Raw genomic sequence first — 19,435 nt, forward strand, 5'->3', positions numbered from 1 at the left:
CTATTTTGGCGCCATAGCCAAGTGGTAAGGCACAGCTCTGCAAAAGCTTTATCCCCAGTTCGAATCTGGGTGGCGCCTCCATCTCAAATACGTGCCCTTAGCTCAGCTGGATAGAGCGTTTGACTACGAATCAAAAGGTCAGGAGTTCGAATCTCTTAGGGCACGCCACTTTTCCATCAGGTGGGCTTCCCACATGATATAGGCTAAGCAAGTAAACTGCATATATTCTTAATATGCCGGTGTGGCGGAATGGCAGACGCGCTCGACTCAAAATCGAGTGGGGAGACCCGTGGAGGTTCGAGTCCTCTCACCGGTATTACTAACAAGAAGAAAGCTCATTAGATGATTCTAATGGGCTTTTTTATATTTTTACGACCTGGTTCATAGTATTACAGCTAGCCCAATCTTAGTGCCCTTTCACGATTTGTATAGTGAGTTGCTTTTGCTATTTTTGCACCTCACTTACAATGTTTTGAACGACCGTGCCGTTCGGCGAGAAAAGAACGCAGACGTTAAGGAGCGGCTCGACTTTGTTGTTCGGGAATATCAGTAACGATTATATTGACATATCGGAAAGTATCGATATAATATGAAATATGGATCCAATTGAAGTGTTCAAGGCGTTGTCCAACGAATCGAGGCTGCAGATTTTACAGTGGCTCAAAGAGCCCGAAAAACATTTTGTGCCCCATGAAGGAGTGGATATGAGGACAATCGGGGTGTGCGTTAGTCAGGTTACGGATAAGTTGAATATGACACAGTCAACCGCTTCGCAGTACTTGTCCATACTGCAACGGGCCGGACTGATTCGAACCGAACGAATTGGTAAATATACGTACTACAAACGAGACGAAGAAAAGATAAGCGAGTTGGCTGCTTTCTTGAATCAAAAACTCTAATCATGACTGAATACCTCAAACGTATTCAGTTTTTTTGGACTAACATATCTACATATCGCGATATATAAATATATTATAAAAACTCATATCGGTAACTATTAAAACAACAAAGAAGGAGAAGTGAATGCTTTGTTTAACACGTGGAAGATCTATTTATTGGCTTTAGTTACTTTTTTGGTGGGTACATCCGAGTATGTTATTTCCGGCATCTTGGATAAGATCTCGGATTCAATGGGGATTTCCGTTACTTCTGCGGGGCAGTTAGTCACGATTTTTTCCTTTGTATACGCCATTGGCACCCCGATCCTTATGGCTTTGACTGCTAAAGTGGAAAGACATAAACTGCTTGTTTTGGCGCTAGGTATCTTCGTAATTGGGAATGTACTATCATTTGTGTTGCCGGGCTATGCATCGTTTCTTGCAGCTCGCGTCATCATGGCTTTAGGCGCGGGAATGGTTGTAGTAACCGCTTTGGACATCGCCGCGAAAATTGCCGCACCAGGCAAACAAGCCAGCGCGATTGCTACTGTGGTGATGGGCTTTACGGCTTCCTTGATTATCGGCGTGCCTCTTGGTCGTATCGTTGCAGCACAACTCGGATGGAAAGCGGTTTTTGGTATATTGGCACTGGCCGGTCTGGTGGCTATGTTCGTTCTGTACGCCATCATCCCTCGAGTTCAAGGGGATAAACCGATGCCGTTATCCAAGCAACTTGCCTTCTTGAAAAACGGAAACGTAGCGCTAGGGCTTGCGATTACTTTTTTCTGGCTCGGCGGATACTCGATCGCCTACACGTACATTTCGCCGTATCTACTTGACATTGCCGGATTGAAAGAAGGGATGCTGAGCGGAGTGCTGTTAGCTTTCGGTATCGCCAGCCTGCTCGGATCCAAATTTGGCGGTTTCAGTACGGATAAATGGGGGGTATTCCCGACACTGTCAGGGGGAATGCTCTTGCACGTCATAGCGCTGCTGCTTCTCTCTCTAGCCGTTACCTATACGCACTCGTGGCTGCCGATTGTCATCCTCCTGATCTTGTGGTCGTTTGCGGCATGGACCTCCGGTCCAACGCAACAAGTCAATCTGGTTCGGATTGAACCGAATTATTCTGGAATCATGCTGAGCCTGAACCAATCCATGATGCAGTTGTCTATGGCTGCGGGAGCAGCTATCGGAGGCGTCATGGTCGGCCGGGTGTCTCTGTCATCAATTACATGGGTCGGGATGGTTGGAGTCGCTATTGCGATCGTGGTGGTATCGTTCTTGAAGGTGCGAATGGTGCCGGCAGACAAGGTCGAAAACGCCCTGAGATAAAGTCCAAACAGGTGTCCATTAAATGAATTGAAATTGCACCTGTCTGCAAATGACTAAAATGCATCATCTCCTGGCTTCGGGAGATGATGCATGACAACTAAACGACACGAGGACATTCGATTCATAGACCAAGTCAGGTTGTTAAGCTCCCTCGATATGATTCAGTTGCCTCACGCTCACGGCATTGTGCAGTTGGACATGGCTATGGGGGGGGGGGCCGTAATCGGAGGCATCGTTATAGAAAGCATCTCGCTTGCATCCGTTGGTTCTCTTGGCGGAGCTTCTGTTACCACTGGACTCATGCCGGCTATTATTTCATTATCCCTGCATCGCCGGTCTGCAGCTGCGGAACGAAACGGAGCGTAAAGTACCTTCTTTCTCAGAAATGAAAATACCGCCTAATCTGGATGACATCCAATATGACGTTCGTCCTTCTTAAAGATAGGGGCAGACCTGGGAGGAGGTTCCTTCCGAGATCAACTGCCACTCCTTATATTACTTAGTGCATCTGTCTTCCGATTTGTAGGTGAGCTCAATAATCACTTATAATTTCAGTAATAGTTGGAGGTGTAAAAAATCAATGAACGTATTTTCTAAAGGAACAAAAATGGTATTTGTATTGCTCATTTTATTAGTAACGATTACAGGATGCACCACATCAATGCCGATATCTTCAAATGAAAATCAAGCTCTATCTGATCAACCTCAACATACGAAACCTGTAGAAAATGCTGTACCTGAAACACCAGTTGCCGAAAAGAAGAACATACCCCCAAACCCACCGGTTGAATATGATCCTGCCTGGCCGGATCGTTCAGTGAAGTCTTCTAACGGGCATCTTGTGAATAGTTGTGTTCCGGATGAGCTGCGTAATAAAGCAACTACATTAACAACCAGTGATGGGGTGTATCTGTCTGCACTTGTGCTTGGCAGCGGAGATAAAGGAGTCCTGCTTGCACACGAGCAAGGTTATAACATTTGCTCTTTTCTTGACATGGGAACTGAACTGGCTGACAGCGGGTATCTGGTAGTTATTCCTGAATATCGTAATCATGGTGCCTCAGAGGATTTTCCGGAGGATAATCAGAATATAGATCGTGATGCAGATGCTGCCTTAAGCGAACTCGAACGATTGGGTGCCAAAAGAGTCTTTTTGGCGGGAGCATCATGTGGCGGTAGTACAGCAATCATTGCAGGCGTTCGTCAGGCGCTGCCTATTGAGGGGCTGATTATTCTTTCTTCTCCTGCACAATGTGGGCCCCTTGATTCAATTCCGAGCGTTGAGAAGATTAAAGCACCGTCCATGTTTGTTTTTTCACCTGGCGATTATGGAGGCTCAATTGAACAAGAAGTGCGTAAATTATATCAAGCCTCCGGAGCAACGGATAAAGAACTAATTGTGGATGAGAGTGGTTATCACGGAACAGATATGTACCATGGGGGAGAGCACGGTGATGCCTTAAGGTCCAAGCTTATTGACTTTGTTAAAAAGGAATTTAATTAAAGTAAATAACTTTTGTAACAAAACCGTGGTTGATAAGGATTGTCAATTAATCCGGCCCAAGGTACTTTCAAGGACGAGAGAAAGCCGCTCGTTTCCCTACAGGGGAACTGAGCGGCAACATGATGCAGGGTGAGGGAATGACCGCGGTCCGTGGTACTTTTCTTATTATCTGCTAGACAGTGTATTTAGATTGGATTGATTAAATGAATCCACCATTAACACGGATGGTTTGTCCCGTAACCCACTGCGATTCTTCGCTCGCAAGAAAGAGGATCACACCTGCAATGTCCCCGGTCTCTCCGAGACGTCCAAAGGCGTTCATGTTGGCTAGTCCCTGGATTTGTTCGGGTGTTTTGCCAACCGTGAAAAGCTCGGTATTTATAGGGCCAGGTGCTACAGCATTAATCGTTATGTCTCTATTTCCAAGCTCCTTGGCCAATTGCCGCGTGAATTGTTCAACGGCTCCTTTGGAGCCCGCATAAAGACTGTATGCAGGGAACATCTGACCCGCCACTGAAGTGGAAAAGTTGATAATGCGGCCATTCGCGTTTAAATGCTTAGCAGCAAGCTGGCATGAAAAATAGGTCCCTTTGACATTGATCGCAAATAGCTGGTCGTAATCCGCTTCCGTAACATCGCCCACCGGTTTTGTAATGATGACTCCCGCGTTATTCACCACAATATCTAGCTTTCCGAACGTTTTCATGGTTTCTTGATAAAGTCTCTCCAACTCGCTCAATCGGCTGATATCGGCCTGAATTGCTGCGGCTTCACCGCCATTCCTTTGAATGTTCTGTACAACGTCTGCCGCCTGATCTGCACGATTCGCAAAGTTGATAACCACCTTGGCGCCATGATTCGCTAAATACTCGGCAATGGTTTTGCCGATTCCTCTGGATGCTCCAGTGACCAAGGCAACTTTGCCGGCAAGCTTTTTATCCATTTCTGCAAGCTCTCCTTTCTAATCTGTTGTAAAGGGGAACATTAAGCAAACGGGTAATCCATAACGACGATTCCTTCAACAAACGGACCAATGGATTGCAATAATCCTTGATGCAGGGGGTGCTGAATATACTCCCGGCAAGCCTGTTGATTCTCGAAAGTGACTCTGATTCCCAGCGTAAACCCCTGCATATGCTCTATTTCCTCCGTAACGTTAATCCCTGCGCTAAGTTCCACGATCCCCGGAATGTTCCCTTTAAAGTCATATGCACGCTTTATTGCATTTTCTTTTACTTCAATCGAAACATCGGGCTTGAATTTCAATAGCACGATATGCTCAAACATCTTATTCCCTCCTAGTTTCTGTTTATTTTGGACTTTGGAGCTGCTTCAATTGGGAGAGCTCCTTCATCCATTTCACGAAATTGTTGGTTACAAGATCAAGGTACTGAATCGTAGGATCATCAGTCAGCTCATCCTTCTCGTTAAACTTCTCATGAACAAGACCAATGTACACTTCATTTCCAGGCAACAGCGGCGAGGAAATGCCGGATGCGAACAGAATGTCACGCAGATGGCCCTGCGCTTTGACCGATCCCAATAATCCCATGGAAGATCCGACGATCCATGAGGGCTTCCCGATCATGACTCGATCCACGCGGGATAACCAGTCAATCGCGTTCGCCATGACGCCGGGAATGGTTGAATTATATTCCGGAGTGATCCACAACACCGCATCGGCAGCAGCGACTTTTGCCTTAAAATCGATAACCGGCTGCGGCGGAACAGACTCGATATCCTGATCGTAAAAGGGGAGGTCCCGAATGTTCAGCACATCCAACTGAAAAAGATGCGGATAACGGTTTTGAATATAACGAGCTAATTTCAGGTTGTATGATTCCTTGCGAATGCTTCCGACTATGGCGGCTACGTTCATTTTCATCACCTCATATGATAGGGTCTGAATGGCTTTGAATAGGTAGGGCGGATCCCCCCCATGTCTATCCATTCTTGATATTCCTCCTAAGGAGGACATAAACTAGTCTAAACGGGCCCGAAGAGCCTAGGAAGAGGTCTAGTTATCGTAGGATTGGTAATCCTACGTTCACGAATAGATAGGAGGCATGTAGATTATGGCGAACAGATTGGACCGTTATGAGGAATTATCCCGTTTTTTGCGTTCACGCCGTGAACGAATAACCCCAGAACAAGCAGGAGTGCCGGATTCCGGTCGCAGACGAACCCCAGGTCTTCGCCGCAGCGAGGTAGCTCTGCTGGCCGACATGGGATTGGATTGGTACACCTATTTGGAACAAGGGCGTCATATCAATGTATCCGCTGAGGTCCTTGATCGAATCGCGAAGGTGCTTCGGTTAGATGAATCGGAACGCAGGCATCTGTACCATCTTGCCCGTAAACAATTTCCCCTGACCGGTATGAAGCAACCTTCTAAGGTAACGCCGGAGCTTCAACGTTTCTTGGATAGCCAGAACCTTTCCCCTGCGAATGTCATGGATGCGCGCATGAACATCATTGCCTGGAATGAAGCTTACTGCGCATTAAATGGGAATCTCACGGTGATGTCGGAGAGGGAGCGGAATCTGGCTTGGATGACGTTTACTTCTCCCCGTTTTCGCTATTTAAAGGGAGACCAATGGGAACTGCATGCCAGGCGAATCGTTGCCAATTTCCATGCCGGGTATGCGCGTCACGTCGACGATCCTTGGTGGTCCGAGCAGTTCGAGGCGCTTTCACGGGTTAGCAGGGAGTTTCGGGAATTTTGGGATTCCCACGAGGTTCTCGATGCTATGGATGCTCTTAAGACGCTGCATTGTCCGAATCTCGGGATCTTGAATTTTGATCTAGTTTCGTTCCATTACTTGAACGATTCTAATTTGACCGTTTCCATTCATGTTCCTCATCCGGATGGCACGGTGGATAAGATGCAGCAACTGCTAATCGATTATCGGAGCCAGCATTCAGAGCAGCTCGAATCTTCTTCAAGAGTTTAGAATGGCGGAGGAGCCCGAACGCATTCAACGTTCGGGCTTTCCTTTATTTGGAGTTTTATTTACCATTCACCTATGATGGAAATGTCGATGCTTTTTGTTTATTTAAGGAGAAGAGGGCTGAAATGATGGCTAGAATAACAATCAGTCCGCCAACCCAAGCATTCGTTGTGACGGAATAATGGTTGACAATCAGTCCCCCAAGTATTGAACCTGCTGCAACTCCTATGTGTAAAGATGATGTATTAAAGCTTAATTGGATATCCGAAGATTCCGGAGCTGTTTGTACCAGATAGCTTTGAATGGCAGGACTTGGAGCCATATTACATGCACACCAGACTACGGTTACGATGAGTAATAGAAAGATAGAACCTGTAGAATAAGGCAACAAGAATATAGCGAGCGCATGTAACAGGAGAGTGATGAGTATCGTTTTGCTGTTTCCAAGTTTATCTGAGGACCATCCTCCAATCCATCCTCCTGCTATACCTGCTAATCCATATACAAACAGAACAAGACTGATCATGTTCGTTGACAGCCCCATCATCTCATGTAAAAAAGGTGTGATGTAGGCGTAGATTGTGAATTGGCCAGTCATCTGTAATATTGAGATTGAATGAGCGGATAAAATTTTGGAGTCCTTTAGCGTTCGAAGCTGTTCTCGCAACTGGACTCCCGGCCGTGGAGCTACCTGTGGTAGATATCGATTGACTGCCCATGCCACGATTAAGGTAAGGGCCCCGACCAAAGCAAATGTTGAGCGCCATCCCCACATTTCGCCGATAAATGTGCCAAGAGGGACGCCAATGACAAGAGATGCGCTTATCCCCATAACAATAATACCGATTGCACGACCTCTTAATTCGGGTGCAACTATACTTGAAGCCATAACAACAGAAAGAACAACCACAATCGAGCAACTTGCTGCAAGTATAATCCGCGAAACAAGAAGAACCGCAAAGGTAGGGCTAACGATAGAAATCATATTTCCTACGAAAAAGACAAACATTGCAGCAGTCAATAATTTTCTACGCTCTACTTTAGAGGTAAGGGTAATTAGTATAGGGGAACCAAAAGCAAAGACTAATGAATAGACCGTAATCAGTTGGCCTGCGGTACCTACTGAAACGTTCAGATCTTGTGCGATCATATCGATTATTCCGGCAATGACGAGCTCGACAGTGCCTACTACAAATGAGGCAATTGCTAAAATCCATATTCGTTTATCCATTCCAAACTCCTTACGCAAATGAAATTGATGCAGTTCTTCGTTTTCTTTTCTTTCCTTCGGTCACGTTCGATAGAGGATCATACCTGCGTGGTAGAGCACCCCTTCTCGAAAATCGCCATCAGCCGTAAACCCGGTATCATCTACATATTGGATATGATCGCCATCGATGGTATAGCTGCCTTGATAAGCGCTATTGCGATTGCCGCGAGCTTCGTCGTACCGACCATTTGGCAGTAGTTCATGCCGGATATATCCGTCGGCGGTAACCCACATTCCGACATAGGGATGGGGATTTGCTTGGTCTGTCTTCATTCTTGCTCTCTCCTTCCAGATCGGGTCATAAATGATCTTGATTGCTACTCTTACTGCATTATTATTATGTTCTCACTCGAAGGTAAGGCGGTAGCCGGATCATTTCATGCAATTGCCTAATCCTCCAAAAGGTTATAATATTAGGGCTAAGAACATGGGGTTAAAGGGTTATGAAGAGATGGAGGGGAAGGTCGCGATGCAGAGGGGAGAATTAGCACAGGTTATCGAGCGCCTTACGATGACAGATGGCACGCATGAGACGTTGATTCCCGGTTTGTGCTTTTTTCGGGCGTCCCAAATATCCGAACCGGTGCATTCGGTTTATAAACCATCCCTGTGCGTGGTAGCGCAGGGCTCGAAGGTTGTCATGCTGGGGCAAGAGGTCTATCAGTACGATTCAGATCATTATCTGACCGCTTCCGTAAAGTTGCCGATATCCGGGCAAGTCGCTGAGGCGTCTTCCGAAGCGCCGTATTTTTCCCTTCGGCTGCAATTTACGATGGATCAAATCCTTGATGTGCTCCAAGCCTCTGATCAAGTAGAGAGTTCAAAACGCCAATATGGACGCGGTTTGGTCATAAATCGGATGAGCGATTCTTTACACGACTCCGTAATGCGCCTTGTGCATTTGTTGGACTCGCCCCGCGACATTCCGGTACTTGCGCAGTATGCGGTTCGTGAAATCATTTACCGGATACTTCAGGAAGAGCAGGGCAATACTCTCAAGCAATTCGCATTAATCGGCAGCCATGCACAACGGGTCGCGAAGGTGATCGAGAGGGTGAACCGAGATTTTGCATTGCCTTTACGCGTTGACGAACTAGCCGAGGAGGCTGAAATGAGCGCGTCGTCCTTGTATCATTATTTTAAAGAAGTAACGGCAATGACCCCGATCCAGTACCAAAAGCAACTTAGGCTGCAAGAAGCGCGCCGCCTTCTCCTATCCTCAACGATGGAAGCGGCTGAAGCGGCTTTTCAGGTTGGCTACGAGAGTCCCTCGTACTTCAACCGAGAATACGCGCGTATGTTTGGCGCCCCGCCGATTAGGGACATCCAGCGGTTTCGCGACGCTTTGCAGGCAGGGGAGGCGCACTATTAGGCGACTTTCTGATCGATTGTGACACTCCTCACATGTGGAATGCCTAATATTGTTGAATGGGGGAGCAAGCCTAAATAGGCTGCGCTCCTTGTTATATGAAATGTATATTGACTTAATAAAGGCATTTTAAAAACAGCTGAGAAAGGATGGAGTAACTTTAGAGGAAAAAAAAGCACCTTGTCCTTCACTCCGGTAACACTAACGGAGTTGATTACTAATAACAAGGAATTTAGGATCAGAATAAAAGGAATACAGTTGATTAGCAAACTCCAATGACAGTATAGGAATACAAGGCATGTTGAATGATGTGTGTCGCTTATAAGCAGATCGAAAGAGCATGAAGAATATCGTCTTCTGGCACACAGAAGACGATTCCTTTAACCATTTTGCTATACCAGTGAGTGACGTACAGAGAGCTGTATCATAAGTAACGGCGAAATTTTGAACTGAGGAAAAGCCCTTTCTACATCCTCATTGATGCGAAATGAAAGTCTGTTACATTAAATTCTCTTGTAGTAATGCTTTTAATCCTGCTGTATTTATTACATTCCATGGTGTGTTTAATTCTGGCTGAAAGAAGAAGTCGGCATAGGCCAATTGTTCTAATGTGCATCCGGTTTGAATCGCAAGGGAGACCGTATTGATATTAGCAGTCAAATCAACTTTAGACATGATTTGTCCCCCTAAAATTTCTAAAGTTGTTGGATCGTAAACCAGTTTGAACATAATGGTCGTCTCCGGAGAAAACAGGGCTGTCTCTTGTTCCAAGTAGACGGATTTTATTTCAATGCCAAGTTTTTTTGCCGTTTTATCATTCAAACCAACTGTAGCGAAATAATAATCGAAGATATGCGCACCTGAAGAGCCTTGTACACCAGGAAGTGGATGAATAGCTTCGAGTAAGTTTTTTACTGCATAATGTGCTTGACGACGCGCGTTGGTGCCTAATGAAACATTCATCCGCATTTTACCGGGAGTGTACCAAACCGTTGTTGCATCCCCAATGGCGAAAATATCGGGATCACTTGTGCGCATGTATTCATTGGTTTTAATTCTGCCATCGGGCAATAATTCCACTGCGCCTCGCAACCATTCCGTGTTGGGACGATTGCCGGCAGACAAGATGACCAGGTCAGCTGAATAGGTGCCTTTTATAGTTACAACCTTGGTGACTCTATCATTTTCATCACCGACAAATTCGATGATCGAGTTGCCTAGTGCCAATTCCACTTCCCGATCTTTCATTTCTTCTTCAAGTACATCCGTAAATTCTTGATCTAAATAGGAGCTTAAAGGCCGATCGTTGATGTCCATTAGCGTAACCTTTTTCCCTGATTCAGCAAATAATGATGCTGCTCCAGTTCCAATGTATCCTGCGCCAACAATAACAACATTTTTAATATCGGGATCTGCAGCATGTTTTCTCATATTGAATATATCTTGCCGACTGCTCATCGTACCGATGTTTTTTAAATGCTGTCCAGGGACAGGAAGAATAAATGGCTTTGCACCAGGACTTATAATGAGTTTGTCATAACTTTCCTTTCGTGCTTCCCCTGTCATATGATTGAAGATTTCCACTTGGTGTTTGTCAGGTTCTATTTGAGTTATTTCAGTGTTGCCGAAGATGGATACTCCTTGTTGTTGAATGGATTCAAGATCCTTGGCCGAAGTGGAGGAGAAGTCTCCTTTGTCATACCATTGAACGTTCGCTTTTGGGCACATCAATCGTAACGCTTCAACCGCTTCAATCCCCCCGTGCGAGCCTCCCAAAACAATAACCTTCATGATGATCTCTCCTTTGGATACATGACTGTATCTTATTTTATAATTAGGATACATGAATGTATCTTAATAAGTCAATTAGATACACGTTTGGATCTTATTTATTTAAGATACAGTTTGCTGTATAATGAACGTACAAGGAGAGAAAAAGTGATGACGGAATCAAATAAAAGCCGCCGCCGTGGCGACCAATTACAAAATGATATTTATGCAGCAGCGTATCGTCTGCTGGAGACGGAAGGGTACAGCGCGATTAATTTTGCGCGCATTGCTCGTGAGGCGAATACTAGTCGTTCGGTAGTTTATCGTTATTGGAATACTCCGTTTGATTTAGTGTTTGCAGCTGTCCAACAACGGATGCAACAATCGGAAGGGATATTCAAGAGTCTGGATTTCGAGAGGGGCAGTCTCCGTGATCATTTATTATATGTTGGTCAGCAATTTATATTGGAGTCCGACCAAGGACCGTTTAGATTATTTAAAATGCTGTTTTCCGAGATGATTAGCCAGCAGGAGCGAGAACGGACAAGCCAGATGTTGGCCGAAGCAACGGGTTCCAATATTAAGATTATGGATTACGTTCTTCAACAGGCCGTACAACGGGGAGAAATCACAAAGCTCCCACCTAAAGCGACCAAGCTCATTCTTTTTGAGCAAATTCGCTATACGTTTATGCTTGAAAATGGAGGGGTGTCGCATCAGAAATTGGAAGAGATTGTTGATCATGTGGTGTTGCCGGCAATTTTATATTTTTCGAAACCGTGAATTCTCATCTGGAGTATGAATGGGTTAAACTTACGAGAAGGCTATGCAATAGCGGGTATTGCCCAGAGAGCAGAGGAAACGCTGAAACCTCCGTCTTAACGCATGTATAGTGTCGTCTCGGAGCTGTTGACAGAACGCGGAAGGCGTGATTGCAGACCGCAAGTAGGATAAACCCGGCCTGGGCATCCGTTAACATGCCGCAGGTATCGTAACGGCGATACCTTATGAGACTGCAACTGTAAGAATGCAGTAAACCTGGGTGGTACCGCGAAATAATCCCCTTTCGTCCATGTATGAGCTGACCGCTGTCAGTTTGCTCAGGAGGAGAGAGGATTTTATTTGGCAAAGGAAGCTGCGACGAATAATTGCGCTGAAGAGTCGTTTATGCCTCTGGACCGTCCACCCGGTGCTCGGGCATGGAACGTGGTGGGGTTTGAGGTTTGGCTGGTCCAGCTCCGAAACTAAGTTAGCGGGGAGGAAATGAGTGGGTATTTGCCTATTTTGTTTACCTGTAACTAGGCAGTTGCATAGGATAAATGGTCAAAAAATCATTCGAAGGAGTATAAGTATGTATTCTATTACAGGTTATCAGCATCAATGGCAATATCCAATGCAATGCTATTGGTGTAACAATTGGAATCCCCACTATTTCAACTGGAACAACCGCAACTATGGATCACTTGGAAACATTACATCACAGGATTATGGAACAAGACCATTTGTTGTGAATATTGACCAAGCAACCAAACAAAACAATAACTACCGTACTGCAATATGGACAGGTAAGTATTTTCAAGTAACTTTGATGAGTATTAATGGTGGCGAAGACATAGGTTTGGAAGTTCATCCGACAACTGACCAATTCATACGGATTGAAGAAGGTCAGGGACTTGTTCAAATGGGTGACCGCAGAGAAAACTTAGATTTTCAAGTGATGGCGTACGAAGACTATGCAATCATGATACCTGCAGGAAAATGGCATAATATAATTAATACAGGTAGTTGCCCTCTTAAAGTTTATGTTATCTATGCGCCGCCCGAGCATCCGTTTGGCACAGTTCATGAAACGAAAACAGTCGCTCATGGAACGATGTAAGTAAACCTAGTGTTTTTTGAGTGTGAAATAAAAATGTTAGATTCGTTATTGGAACGTTGGCTTCTCTAACCGCCTGTTAGGCGGTTATTTACGTCCGGCAAGCATTATAGAAATTTTAGGCGTGTAATACGCCCTTAACGTCTTCTCTATGCCAATTTACAAATGACTTGGCTCCGCATGCTTTTATTCGTTTGTTCTTCGTTTTTGCATCCGCGTTCAGCGTACAACTCAACCTTTATGTGAAGATGTTTACCAATGTAGTCCAAACGGAGTCGGATATGGCCCTTCACTTATGAAATGGCTTGCAAAATATGAACGATCTTCCTTTCAACGTTGGAATTGTCTATGATCTTCAGATACTCAGGTTTAAGCAATTGATACTGCTTCATGTAGTAGAAATCCATAATCGCTTGTTTCAAAGTGATATCATACTGAATCGAAAATGACGGCTCGATAAAGCGTCGCAGCACAGCGTCATCTTGAACCATAAACAACACGGCATTCAATCTGTTGAAAATCTGTTGCTCCATACCGGATTCAAAAAAAGTTTGTAAGCTTTTATTCCGATTTTGCAGGGCAACGGACAGATTCTCATAATGGTGTGGATAAAATTCCTTCAGATCTTGTAAGAACAAATCAGAGATATACGCGGCACACATCAAAGATTGTAGGAATGTTAATTGAAAACGATCCAAAAAAGAGACGGAATCGTCTTTGACAACGGTGTCAGCCTTCTTCGAATAATCAATGTAATAATCCACGACGTGTTCGATGATATCGTCTTTGGAGGAAAAATGCTTATAGAGTGTCACTTTGCTGATATCCATATATTTTGCGAGGTCGTCAACTTTCAGTTGGCTGAATTTTGTTTTTCTTATAATGGGTTTTATTTTTTCCACATAGGTATCTACACTCACAGCTTTTCTCACGGATAAGTGCCTCCCTTTAATGCCTTTCGAAATTATTATAACAAATTCACTGCCTTTATGTATAAAGATTATAAAATTAACTAATTTAATAAATTTAGTTTACTTATTTAACCCCGTGGCGTATAATCAGTCCTGTACCTAATTATCCAATTTATATAAAGGGAGGACGATTTAAATGGAACCCTTCAATAAGGGGAAATTCTCTGACAAAAAGGTCGTGATCACGGGAGGTAGCAGTGGAATCGGCCTTGCGACGGCGAAGTTGCTAGTGGATGAAGGCGCACGCGTTCTGATTACTGGACGTACTCAGGCGACGCTGGATGCGGCTCGTGAACAACTCGGAAACAACGCGATCGCGGTCTTAAGCGATGCTGCCTCATTGAAGGATATCGCCGCATTAGCCGATCGAGTGGAATCTGAATTTGGAACAATAGATGCGCTGTTCGTTAATGCTGGTGTCACGGGGTTTGTCCCTTTCGAGGCAATGACTGAAGACAAGTACGACGAGATACTTGCAATCAATGCCAAAGGACCGTACTTTACCGTGCAGAAACTCGCTCCGTTGTTGGGCTCAGGTAGCGGGGTCGTCCTTACCACTTCAATCGTGAACGTAGTGGGTCTCCCAATGCTCAGTGCTTATGCAGCTAGTAAGGCGGCGCTGCGCTCCATGACTCGAGGGCTGGCGCGCGAGTTATTACCTCGAAATATTCGCGTCAACGCAGTCAGTCCCGGCGTCATTGACACAGGCATCATGGAAAAGTCAATGCCGGAAGAAGCTGCCGAGCAGACAAAGGCACAGATGAAACAGCAAATCCCTATGCAGCGTCTAGGAGATCCAGTTGAGGTAGCCAAGACTGTTGCATTCCTGGCATTTGAGGCCACCTATACCACCGGGGCTGAGTTCCCTATCGACGGAGGAGGCTCCCAGATCTAAGCTCCTCAGGTTCGCACACCCTGACCAATAAGGCGAGGGCAGGGGGCATAGCTTCCGCTTATGACACCCTGCCTTCTAGTGAACTTTATCGCTTAGAATTTCTTTGTTTTCCTTGAAAGACCGTTCGAAATCACAGAGAACACGACTTTATCAGAGCAAAATGGAGGGGAGATCACAATGGAGAATACCATGCGGACCATCCGGTTCCACGAATACGGAGAACCAACGGATGTCTTATGCTTGGATGAGGTGGCGATCCCAGAGCCAGGGCCGGGACGCATTCGCGTGAAAGTACGCGCTTGCGGCTTAAATCCGGTTGACTGGGTGACGTGCCAAGGCCATTTTGCCGCTCAATTGCCCTTGCCTCGCGGAATCGGGCTGGACGTGGCCGGTATTGTAGACGCGATTGGAGAGGGCGTAACCGATGTTGCCATCGGCGATTCCGTTCTGGGTGGCGCAGACTTCATGAATGGATCGAGCGCCGGTGCGTCGGATCAAGCAATTATGTACTACTGGTTCCGCATGCCGGCCGGACTTGACTTTGTTCAAGCTGCAGCGTTGCCAATGGCAGTCGAAACCGCTTACCGTGGCATTGATACTCTTGGGGTGAAACCGGGTCAGACCGTACTCGTGCACGGAGCCGGCACCACGGTAGGGTTCGCCGCCGTTCAAATTGCCCTCATGCGCGGTGCCCGCGTGATCGCAACCGCTGGTCCCACTTACGCCGACAAGCTCCGCTCAATGGGGGCGTTGGTGACCTCGTACGGTGATGGAATGGTCGAACGAGTGACCGAACTGGCAAAGCAGCCGGTTGATCTCGCCCTGGATACCGCGCCAATCAGCGGTTCATTGAAAGATCTGGTCCAAATCGTCAACGGGCATCCCCAGCATGTCCTAACCGTCAGCGATTTCGCCGCAGCCGCTGAACTTGGCGTTCGCACCAGCTATGGAGAACTGCATACCGCACGTTATGACGTTGTCGGCGACTTTGCCGGGTACGCAGCGGACGGCAAGTTCACGATTCCGGTCGCGAAGACTTTCGAACTCGAAGAATGGCGTTCAGCTGTCGAAATCAGCCAGAGCGGGAGGGCTCGCGGCAAACTGATCCTCCTGCCGGACTCCGACTGATGATCCCATATACCCGAGGAAATTCTGAATAAAGGAGGACATGCATTGAGTAAGAACCAACGAGAACATATTGCACTGATAACAGGCGCAAGTAACGGGATCGGGTTGGCATTGACCCGGAAAATGCTGTCGGAGAACTGGCAGGTGGTTGCTTTGAACCGGTCGGATTTTCCAGCGGACGATAGATTCCTCCAAAATCATCTCAAGGACGGACAGCTCCGAGCCTATAAAGTGAAGGATCTCACCGATTACGGCAGCTTGAGGCAGGCTTTGGAAGAAATAAAAAGCAAGGAACAGCGGATCGATATACTGTTTAACAACGCCGGAGGAGGCTTAAGTGAGCTGCGCTATTCGAAACAAGGCCGCGAATTGCATTATGAATTGTTGACGGTCGTTCCTTTTATTATTCTGATGGAATTGAAGGAACTGTTGAAGAACGGCAGCATAAAAACGGTGATTAACACTTCGTCGCAGGTGTTTAGATTTACGAAGGCGTTTACGATCGAAAAATTGGAGCATCCCCAAACCTTCCGCAAAATGTATGGACCCTATGCGACTTCAAAGCTGGCTCTTTCGTTGTGGACCCAAGCCATCGCACCGCAGCTTGCCAAGGAAGGCATCAAGATCCGCAGCGTTGACCCAGGCATTAACAATACGCTAAGAAAAGGAAAAGATTCCGGACTGACCGCAGGGTTTGAACTGTTTATGAAGTTTTTTTCCTCTCCGCCTACTCATGGAGCCAACCTATTATATGAGGGAGCTCTCGGCAAAAACAGCAAGGAGACCGGCGTGTTTCTGTTCAAAGATCGGATTGCGGACTTGAAATTTACAGAACATGCGCAGCGTGTCCTGGAAAAAATATCTGATATTTATACACATGAATTTCTTGGGGGGGTGTTCAACGATAACGCAGAAAAATAGTTCGTGAGGTCACCGCAAATCAATGAACCAGGTACCCTCACCCCTCCTGGGTAGGCTATAATTCAGAAGTATCAATGGTCCACGGTTCGTGGATGATTGCAATTTGACTTTATCCTTGGAGGTCGACAGCCATGAACGCTCCTTCCGCAGACCGTATCAAGATCGCGCCAGGTTTCTGGACTAGCTTGAGGGGGATAGGAATAGAACCCATTGATGTAGCGCGCCAAGTTCGTCTGCCGCTAACCGTCAAACCGAACCGTTAGTCACGACCGCACAATATTATTCGATCTGGCAAGCTTATTCCGAACTAGTCGGGGACATTGCTACAGGAATCGTCAAGCTTGCGACCGCGTACGAGACAGCACAGTATCCGCCGAATGCTTTGGCGACCTTTCACGCTTGCGACTACCGGGACGCGCTGAACCGAATGGCGCGCTATAAGCAAATGTGCCCTCCGGAAAACTTGAAGATTCAGGAAGAAGACGAGCATTACTCGATTGAATTGGAATGGCAGCATGCCGAACTACCCGGACCACCGGTGCTTGTCGGCATTACGCTCGCCTATCTGCTTGAGCTCGGGCGCCGGGGAACCGGTCATCATCTGAAGGCACATTCCGTTGAATTCATACACTCCATGGGCGATGTTGAAGCTCTTGAAAGTTATTTCGGTTGTCGCGTTCGGATGGGGACGGGACGCAATCGGCTCATACTGAATCACGAAGATCTGGACCGCCCCTTCACGTCGTACAACGAAGAACCTCTCGAGATTCTGACTCCCTCCTTGGATCGTACGCTGGAAGAACGACAGAGCCAGCCCACCATGAGCGCTAAGGTGCAGTGGATCTTGACCCGATGCCTAACTCGAGAGCGAATCGACATTCATAATGTAGCCTCGGAGCTAGGGATGAGCGAGCGTACCTTGCAGCGCAGGTTGACGGAAGATGGCGCAAGCTTCAAGCAGTTGCTGGCGAAAACCAGGCGGGAGATGGCCGTCGCTTACTTGGCAGACCCTGCGCTGGAGATCAAAGAAGTTGCATTTCTCGTCGGCTACGAGGACCCAAATTCGTTTTATCGCGCATTTCGCTCATGGGCAGGGAAGACTCCTGCCAATTGGCGCGCCTTGCAAGATGATTGGTGTTCAGCGCTAGTTACTGAGTAGGCACAACGATGTATCATAATCTCTATCCTAGACATAAGGAGTGCAGGAAGATGGATATGGGATTGAAGAATAAGACAGCTTTGGTAACGGGATCAACTAGAGGCATAGGAAAAGCGATTGCTCTTGAACTTGCCAGGTAAGGCGTTCATGTTCTCATAAATGGTCGTAACAATGATGATGTCGAGCGCACGGTAGCTGAGATCCAAGCGGCGTTCCCGGAGACGGAACCTCGAAATGCAACCGCTGATCTCGTCGATTCGCAGCAAAGAGAAGCTTTATTCGCGAATTTTCCCCACATCGATATTCTTGTCAACAGTTTGGGCATCTATGAGATCATGCCCTATGACGACGTAGACGATGCCGTATGGGAGAAGTACTTCCGTACGAACTTTCTTGCCGCCAATGACTTAAGCAAGTTTTATTTGCCTTCCATGCTGAGTCGCGAATACGGCCGTACGGTGTGACCAAATCCATGCTGTTGTCATTGTCCAAGAGCTTGTCCAAGTTGACCCGCGGCGCCGAAGTTACAGTGAACACGATCCTGCCGGGACCGACCCTCTCCGAGAACGTGCTGCAGATCATCGAGCGCATATATTCGAACGAAGAGATGACCTTCGAGGCTAAAGAGAAAGACTTTATGACGAAGAACCTGCCTCAATCCGAAATCGAGAGGTTTATCAGACCTGTGGAGATCGGTCGATTGACTGCTTTCATTTGCAGCCCGATGGCTTCCGCCTTTAAAGGATCCCCGATTCGCATAGATGGGGGAATGGTACCGACAATCTTTTAATTTTTTGCGTGCTGATCAGAAAAAGAGAGTGAGCTCCCCCACAGGCATTGGGCCGGCGGGGGAGCTCGCTGTCTTTTTCTAGTGCTTCATTTGGATTCAATTCGACCCATTGAATGGGCCGTCTCAGACAAAGTCTTTTTCACAGCCGACCAACTGGAATGCTCAATATCGAGTACATGTCGAAGGTAAGAGCGTTTACGATCAAGCAAGTCGCAGAGCAAACCGGTATTTCCGAGGACACAATTCGCTATTACGAAAGATTATGTTGTTGCCTCGGGCAGAACGGAAAGAAAACGGACATCGCTTCTATTAAAAGAGGACATTTATAGGATTAAGCAAATAACCTGCCTCAAAAAAACGGGAATGTCGCTTGAGGCTATGCGACCATTTTTGGCTGCCTCAGTCAACTCCGATTCCGTTAATTATCCTGAACTGATGGATCAATTAAGAAGTTAACGTGAACATATTATGATTCAAATCTCCTCACTTCAGAAGATCGTTGACTTTATTGACATAAGGCTGAAAGAAGGCAGGCCTCAATAATTAAAGCTTGATTCGTGCTTCGTCGGTAGTAAATTGCCAGTCCACGCCTTTTTGGCTTTGATATCGTGTATGATC

At 46.5% G+C, this 19,435-nt stretch carries 19 protein-coding genes, 3 tRNA genes and 2 pseudogenes; 17 read left to right on the top strand and 7 right to left on the bottom strand.

Features of this window, described 5'->3' with window-relative positions; translation table 11 throughout:
* Positions 1-7 precede the first annotated feature (7 nt).
* The 7 genes from CHH67_RS07635 to CHH67_RS07665 all read left to right on the top strand — a co-directional run bounded on the left by CHH67_RS07635 (position 8) and on the right by CHH67_RS07665 (position 3,717).
* A tRNA-Cys gene (locus tag CHH67_RS07635) sits at positions 8-81 on the top strand.
* Positions 82-91: 10 nt separating this feature from the next.
* Positions 92-168: transfer RNA gene (locus CHH67_RS07640), tRNA-Arg, on the top strand.
* A gap of 67 nt (positions 169-235) precedes the next feature.
* A tRNA-Leu gene (locus CHH67_RS07645) sits at positions 236-316 on the top strand.
* A 280-nt stretch (positions 317-596) separates the two neighbouring features.
* Complete coding sequence (locus CHH67_RS07650) at positions 597-899, top strand: ArsR/SmtB family transcription factor (RefSeq protein ID WP_095264581.1); 303 nt, start codon at positions 597-599, stop codon at positions 897-899.
* Between the two features lie 129 nt (positions 900-1,028).
* Positions 1,029-2,213, top strand: coding sequence for an MFS transporter (locus CHH67_RS07655; RefSeq protein ID WP_095264582.1), 1,185 nt, complete (start codon positions 1,029-1,031; stop codon positions 2,211-2,213).
* Between the two features lie 90 nt (positions 2,214-2,303).
* Positions 2,304-2,579: a hypothetical protein gene (locus CHH67_RS07660; protein ID WP_095264583.1), complete on the top strand. Its 276-nt coding sequence runs from the start codon at positions 2,304-2,306 to the stop codon at positions 2,577-2,579.
* A gap of 214 nt (positions 2,580-2,793) precedes the next feature.
* Positions 2,794-3,717, top strand: coding sequence for an alpha/beta hydrolase (locus CHH67_RS07665; RefSeq protein ID WP_095264584.1), 924 nt, complete (start codon positions 2,794-2,796; stop codon positions 3,715-3,717).
* A gap of 199 nt (positions 3,718-3,916) precedes the next feature.
* On the opposite strand, the gene CHH67_RS07670 is transcribed toward CHH67_RS07665, so the two are convergent.
* The 3 genes from CHH67_RS07670 to CHH67_RS07680 are packed head-to-tail and all read right to left on the bottom strand — an operon-like array spanning position 3,917 to position 5,596.
* A complete protein-coding gene (locus tag CHH67_RS07670; RefSeq protein WP_095264585.1) occupies positions 3,917-4,660 on the bottom strand; it encodes an SDR family oxidoreductase in 744 nt (247 codons plus the stop codon).
* 41 nt (positions 4,661-4,701) lie between these two features.
* A complete protein-coding gene (locus tag CHH67_RS07675) occupies positions 4,702-5,004 on the bottom strand; it encodes a Dabb family protein (RefSeq protein WP_095264586.1) in 303 nt (100 codons plus the stop codon).
* Positions 5,005-5,026: 22 nt separating this feature from the next.
* Complete coding sequence (locus CHH67_RS07680; RefSeq protein ID WP_095264750.1) at positions 5,027-5,596, bottom strand: NADPH-dependent FMN reductase; 570 nt, start codon at positions 5,594-5,596, stop codon at positions 5,027-5,029.
* Between the two features lie 196 nt (positions 5,597-5,792).
* Between CHH67_RS07680 and CHH67_RS07685 the strand changes: the two genes are divergently transcribed.
* Positions 5,793-6,671: a helix-turn-helix transcriptional regulator gene (locus tag CHH67_RS07685; RefSeq protein WP_095264587.1), complete on the top strand. Its 879-nt coding sequence runs from the start codon at positions 5,793-5,795 to the stop codon at positions 6,669-6,671.
* Positions 6,672-6,741: 70 nt separating this feature from the next.
* On the opposite strand, the gene CHH67_RS07690 is transcribed toward CHH67_RS07685, so the two are convergent.
* Entirely contained in the window at positions 6,742-7,899 is a 1,158-nt protein-coding gene (locus CHH67_RS07690; protein WP_095264588.1) for an MFS transporter, read from the bottom strand.
* A 60-nt stretch (positions 7,900-7,959) separates the two neighbouring features.
* Positions 7,960-8,211: an Atu4866 domain-containing protein gene (locus tag CHH67_RS07695; protein ID WP_095264589.1), complete on the bottom strand. Its 252-nt coding sequence runs from the start codon at positions 8,209-8,211 to the stop codon at positions 7,960-7,962.
* A gap of 178 nt (positions 8,212-8,389) precedes the next feature.
* On the opposite strand from CHH67_RS07695, the gene CHH67_RS07700 reads away from it, so the two are divergent.
* A complete protein-coding gene (locus CHH67_RS07700; protein WP_425320435.1) occupies positions 8,390-9,310 on the top strand; it encodes an AraC family transcriptional regulator in 921 nt (306 codons plus the stop codon).
* A gap of 495 nt (positions 9,311-9,805) precedes the next feature.
* Here the strand turns inward: CHH67_RS07700 and CHH67_RS07705 are convergent, their stop codons facing one another.
* Positions 9,806-11,098 (bottom strand): FAD-dependent oxidoreductase, encoded by a 1,293-nt coding sequence (locus CHH67_RS07705; protein ID WP_095264590.1) that lies wholly within the window; start codon positions 11,096-11,098, stop codon positions 9,806-9,808.
* Positions 11,099-11,248: 150 nt separating this feature from the next.
* On the opposite strand from CHH67_RS07705, the gene CHH67_RS07710 reads away from it, so the two are divergent.
* Together CHH67_RS07710 and CHH67_RS07715 are read left to right on the top strand one after the other, a co-directional pair.
* Positions 11,249-11,860 (top strand): TetR/AcrR family transcriptional regulator, encoded by a 612-nt coding sequence (locus CHH67_RS07710; protein WP_095264591.1) that lies wholly within the window; start codon positions 11,249-11,251, stop codon positions 11,858-11,860.
* 568 nt (positions 11,861-12,428) lie between these two features.
* Positions 12,429-12,956, top strand: coding sequence for a cupin domain-containing protein (locus CHH67_RS07715; RefSeq protein WP_095264592.1), 528 nt, complete (start codon positions 12,429-12,431; stop codon positions 12,954-12,956).
* Between the two features lie 290 nt (positions 12,957-13,246).
* Here the strand turns inward: CHH67_RS07715 and CHH67_RS07720 are convergent, their stop codons facing one another.
* Positions 13,247-13,885: a TetR/AcrR family transcriptional regulator gene (locus CHH67_RS07720; protein ID WP_095264593.1), complete on the bottom strand. Its 639-nt coding sequence runs from the start codon at positions 13,883-13,885 to the stop codon at positions 13,247-13,249.
* Between the two features lie 175 nt (positions 13,886-14,060).
* Here CHH67_RS07720 and CHH67_RS07725 point away from each other — a divergent pair, with 175 nt between their 5' ends.
* From CHH67_RS07725 to CHH67_RS27170, 6 genes and pseudogenes are all read left to right on the top strand, one after another.
* Positions 14,061-14,819, top strand: a complete 759-nt coding sequence (locus CHH67_RS07725; RefSeq protein ID WP_095264594.1) for an SDR family oxidoreductase — start codon at positions 14,061-14,063, stop codon at positions 14,817-14,819.
* A 177-nt stretch (positions 14,820-14,996) separates the two neighbouring features.
* Positions 14,997-15,947 carry an NADP-dependent oxidoreductase gene (locus tag CHH67_RS07730; protein WP_095264595.1) on the top strand — a complete coding sequence of 317 codons (951 nt, stop codon included), beginning with the start codon at positions 14,997-14,999 and terminating at the stop codon, positions 15,945-15,947.
* 45 nt (positions 15,948-15,992) lie between these two features.
* Positions 15,993-16,868 (top strand): SDR family NAD(P)-dependent oxidoreductase, encoded by an 876-nt coding sequence (locus CHH67_RS07735; RefSeq protein WP_095264596.1) that lies wholly within the window; start codon positions 15,993-15,995, stop codon positions 16,866-16,868.
* Positions 16,869-16,999: 131 nt separating this feature from the next.
* Positions 17,000-18,027, top strand: a pseudogene (locus CHH67_RS07740) (helix-turn-helix transcriptional regulator).
* A 50-nt stretch (positions 18,028-18,077) separates the two neighbouring features.
* Positions 18,078-18,817: pseudogene (locus tag CHH67_RS07745) on the top strand (SDR family NAD(P)-dependent oxidoreductase).
* Between the two features lie 176 nt (positions 18,818-18,993).
* Positions 18,994-19,146 carry a MerR family DNA-binding transcriptional regulator gene (locus CHH67_RS27170; RefSeq protein ID WP_342351951.1) on the top strand — a complete coding sequence of 51 codons (153 nt, stop codon included), beginning with the start codon at positions 18,994-18,996 and terminating at the stop codon, positions 19,144-19,146.
* Positions 19,147-19,435: the final 289 nt, after the last annotated feature.

The sequence above is a fragment of the Paenibacillus campinasensis genome (assembly GCF_002272015.1).
Classification (GTDB): Bacteria; Bacillota; Bacilli; order Paenibacillales; family Paenibacillaceae; genus Paenibacillus_AQ; species Paenibacillus_AQ campinasensis.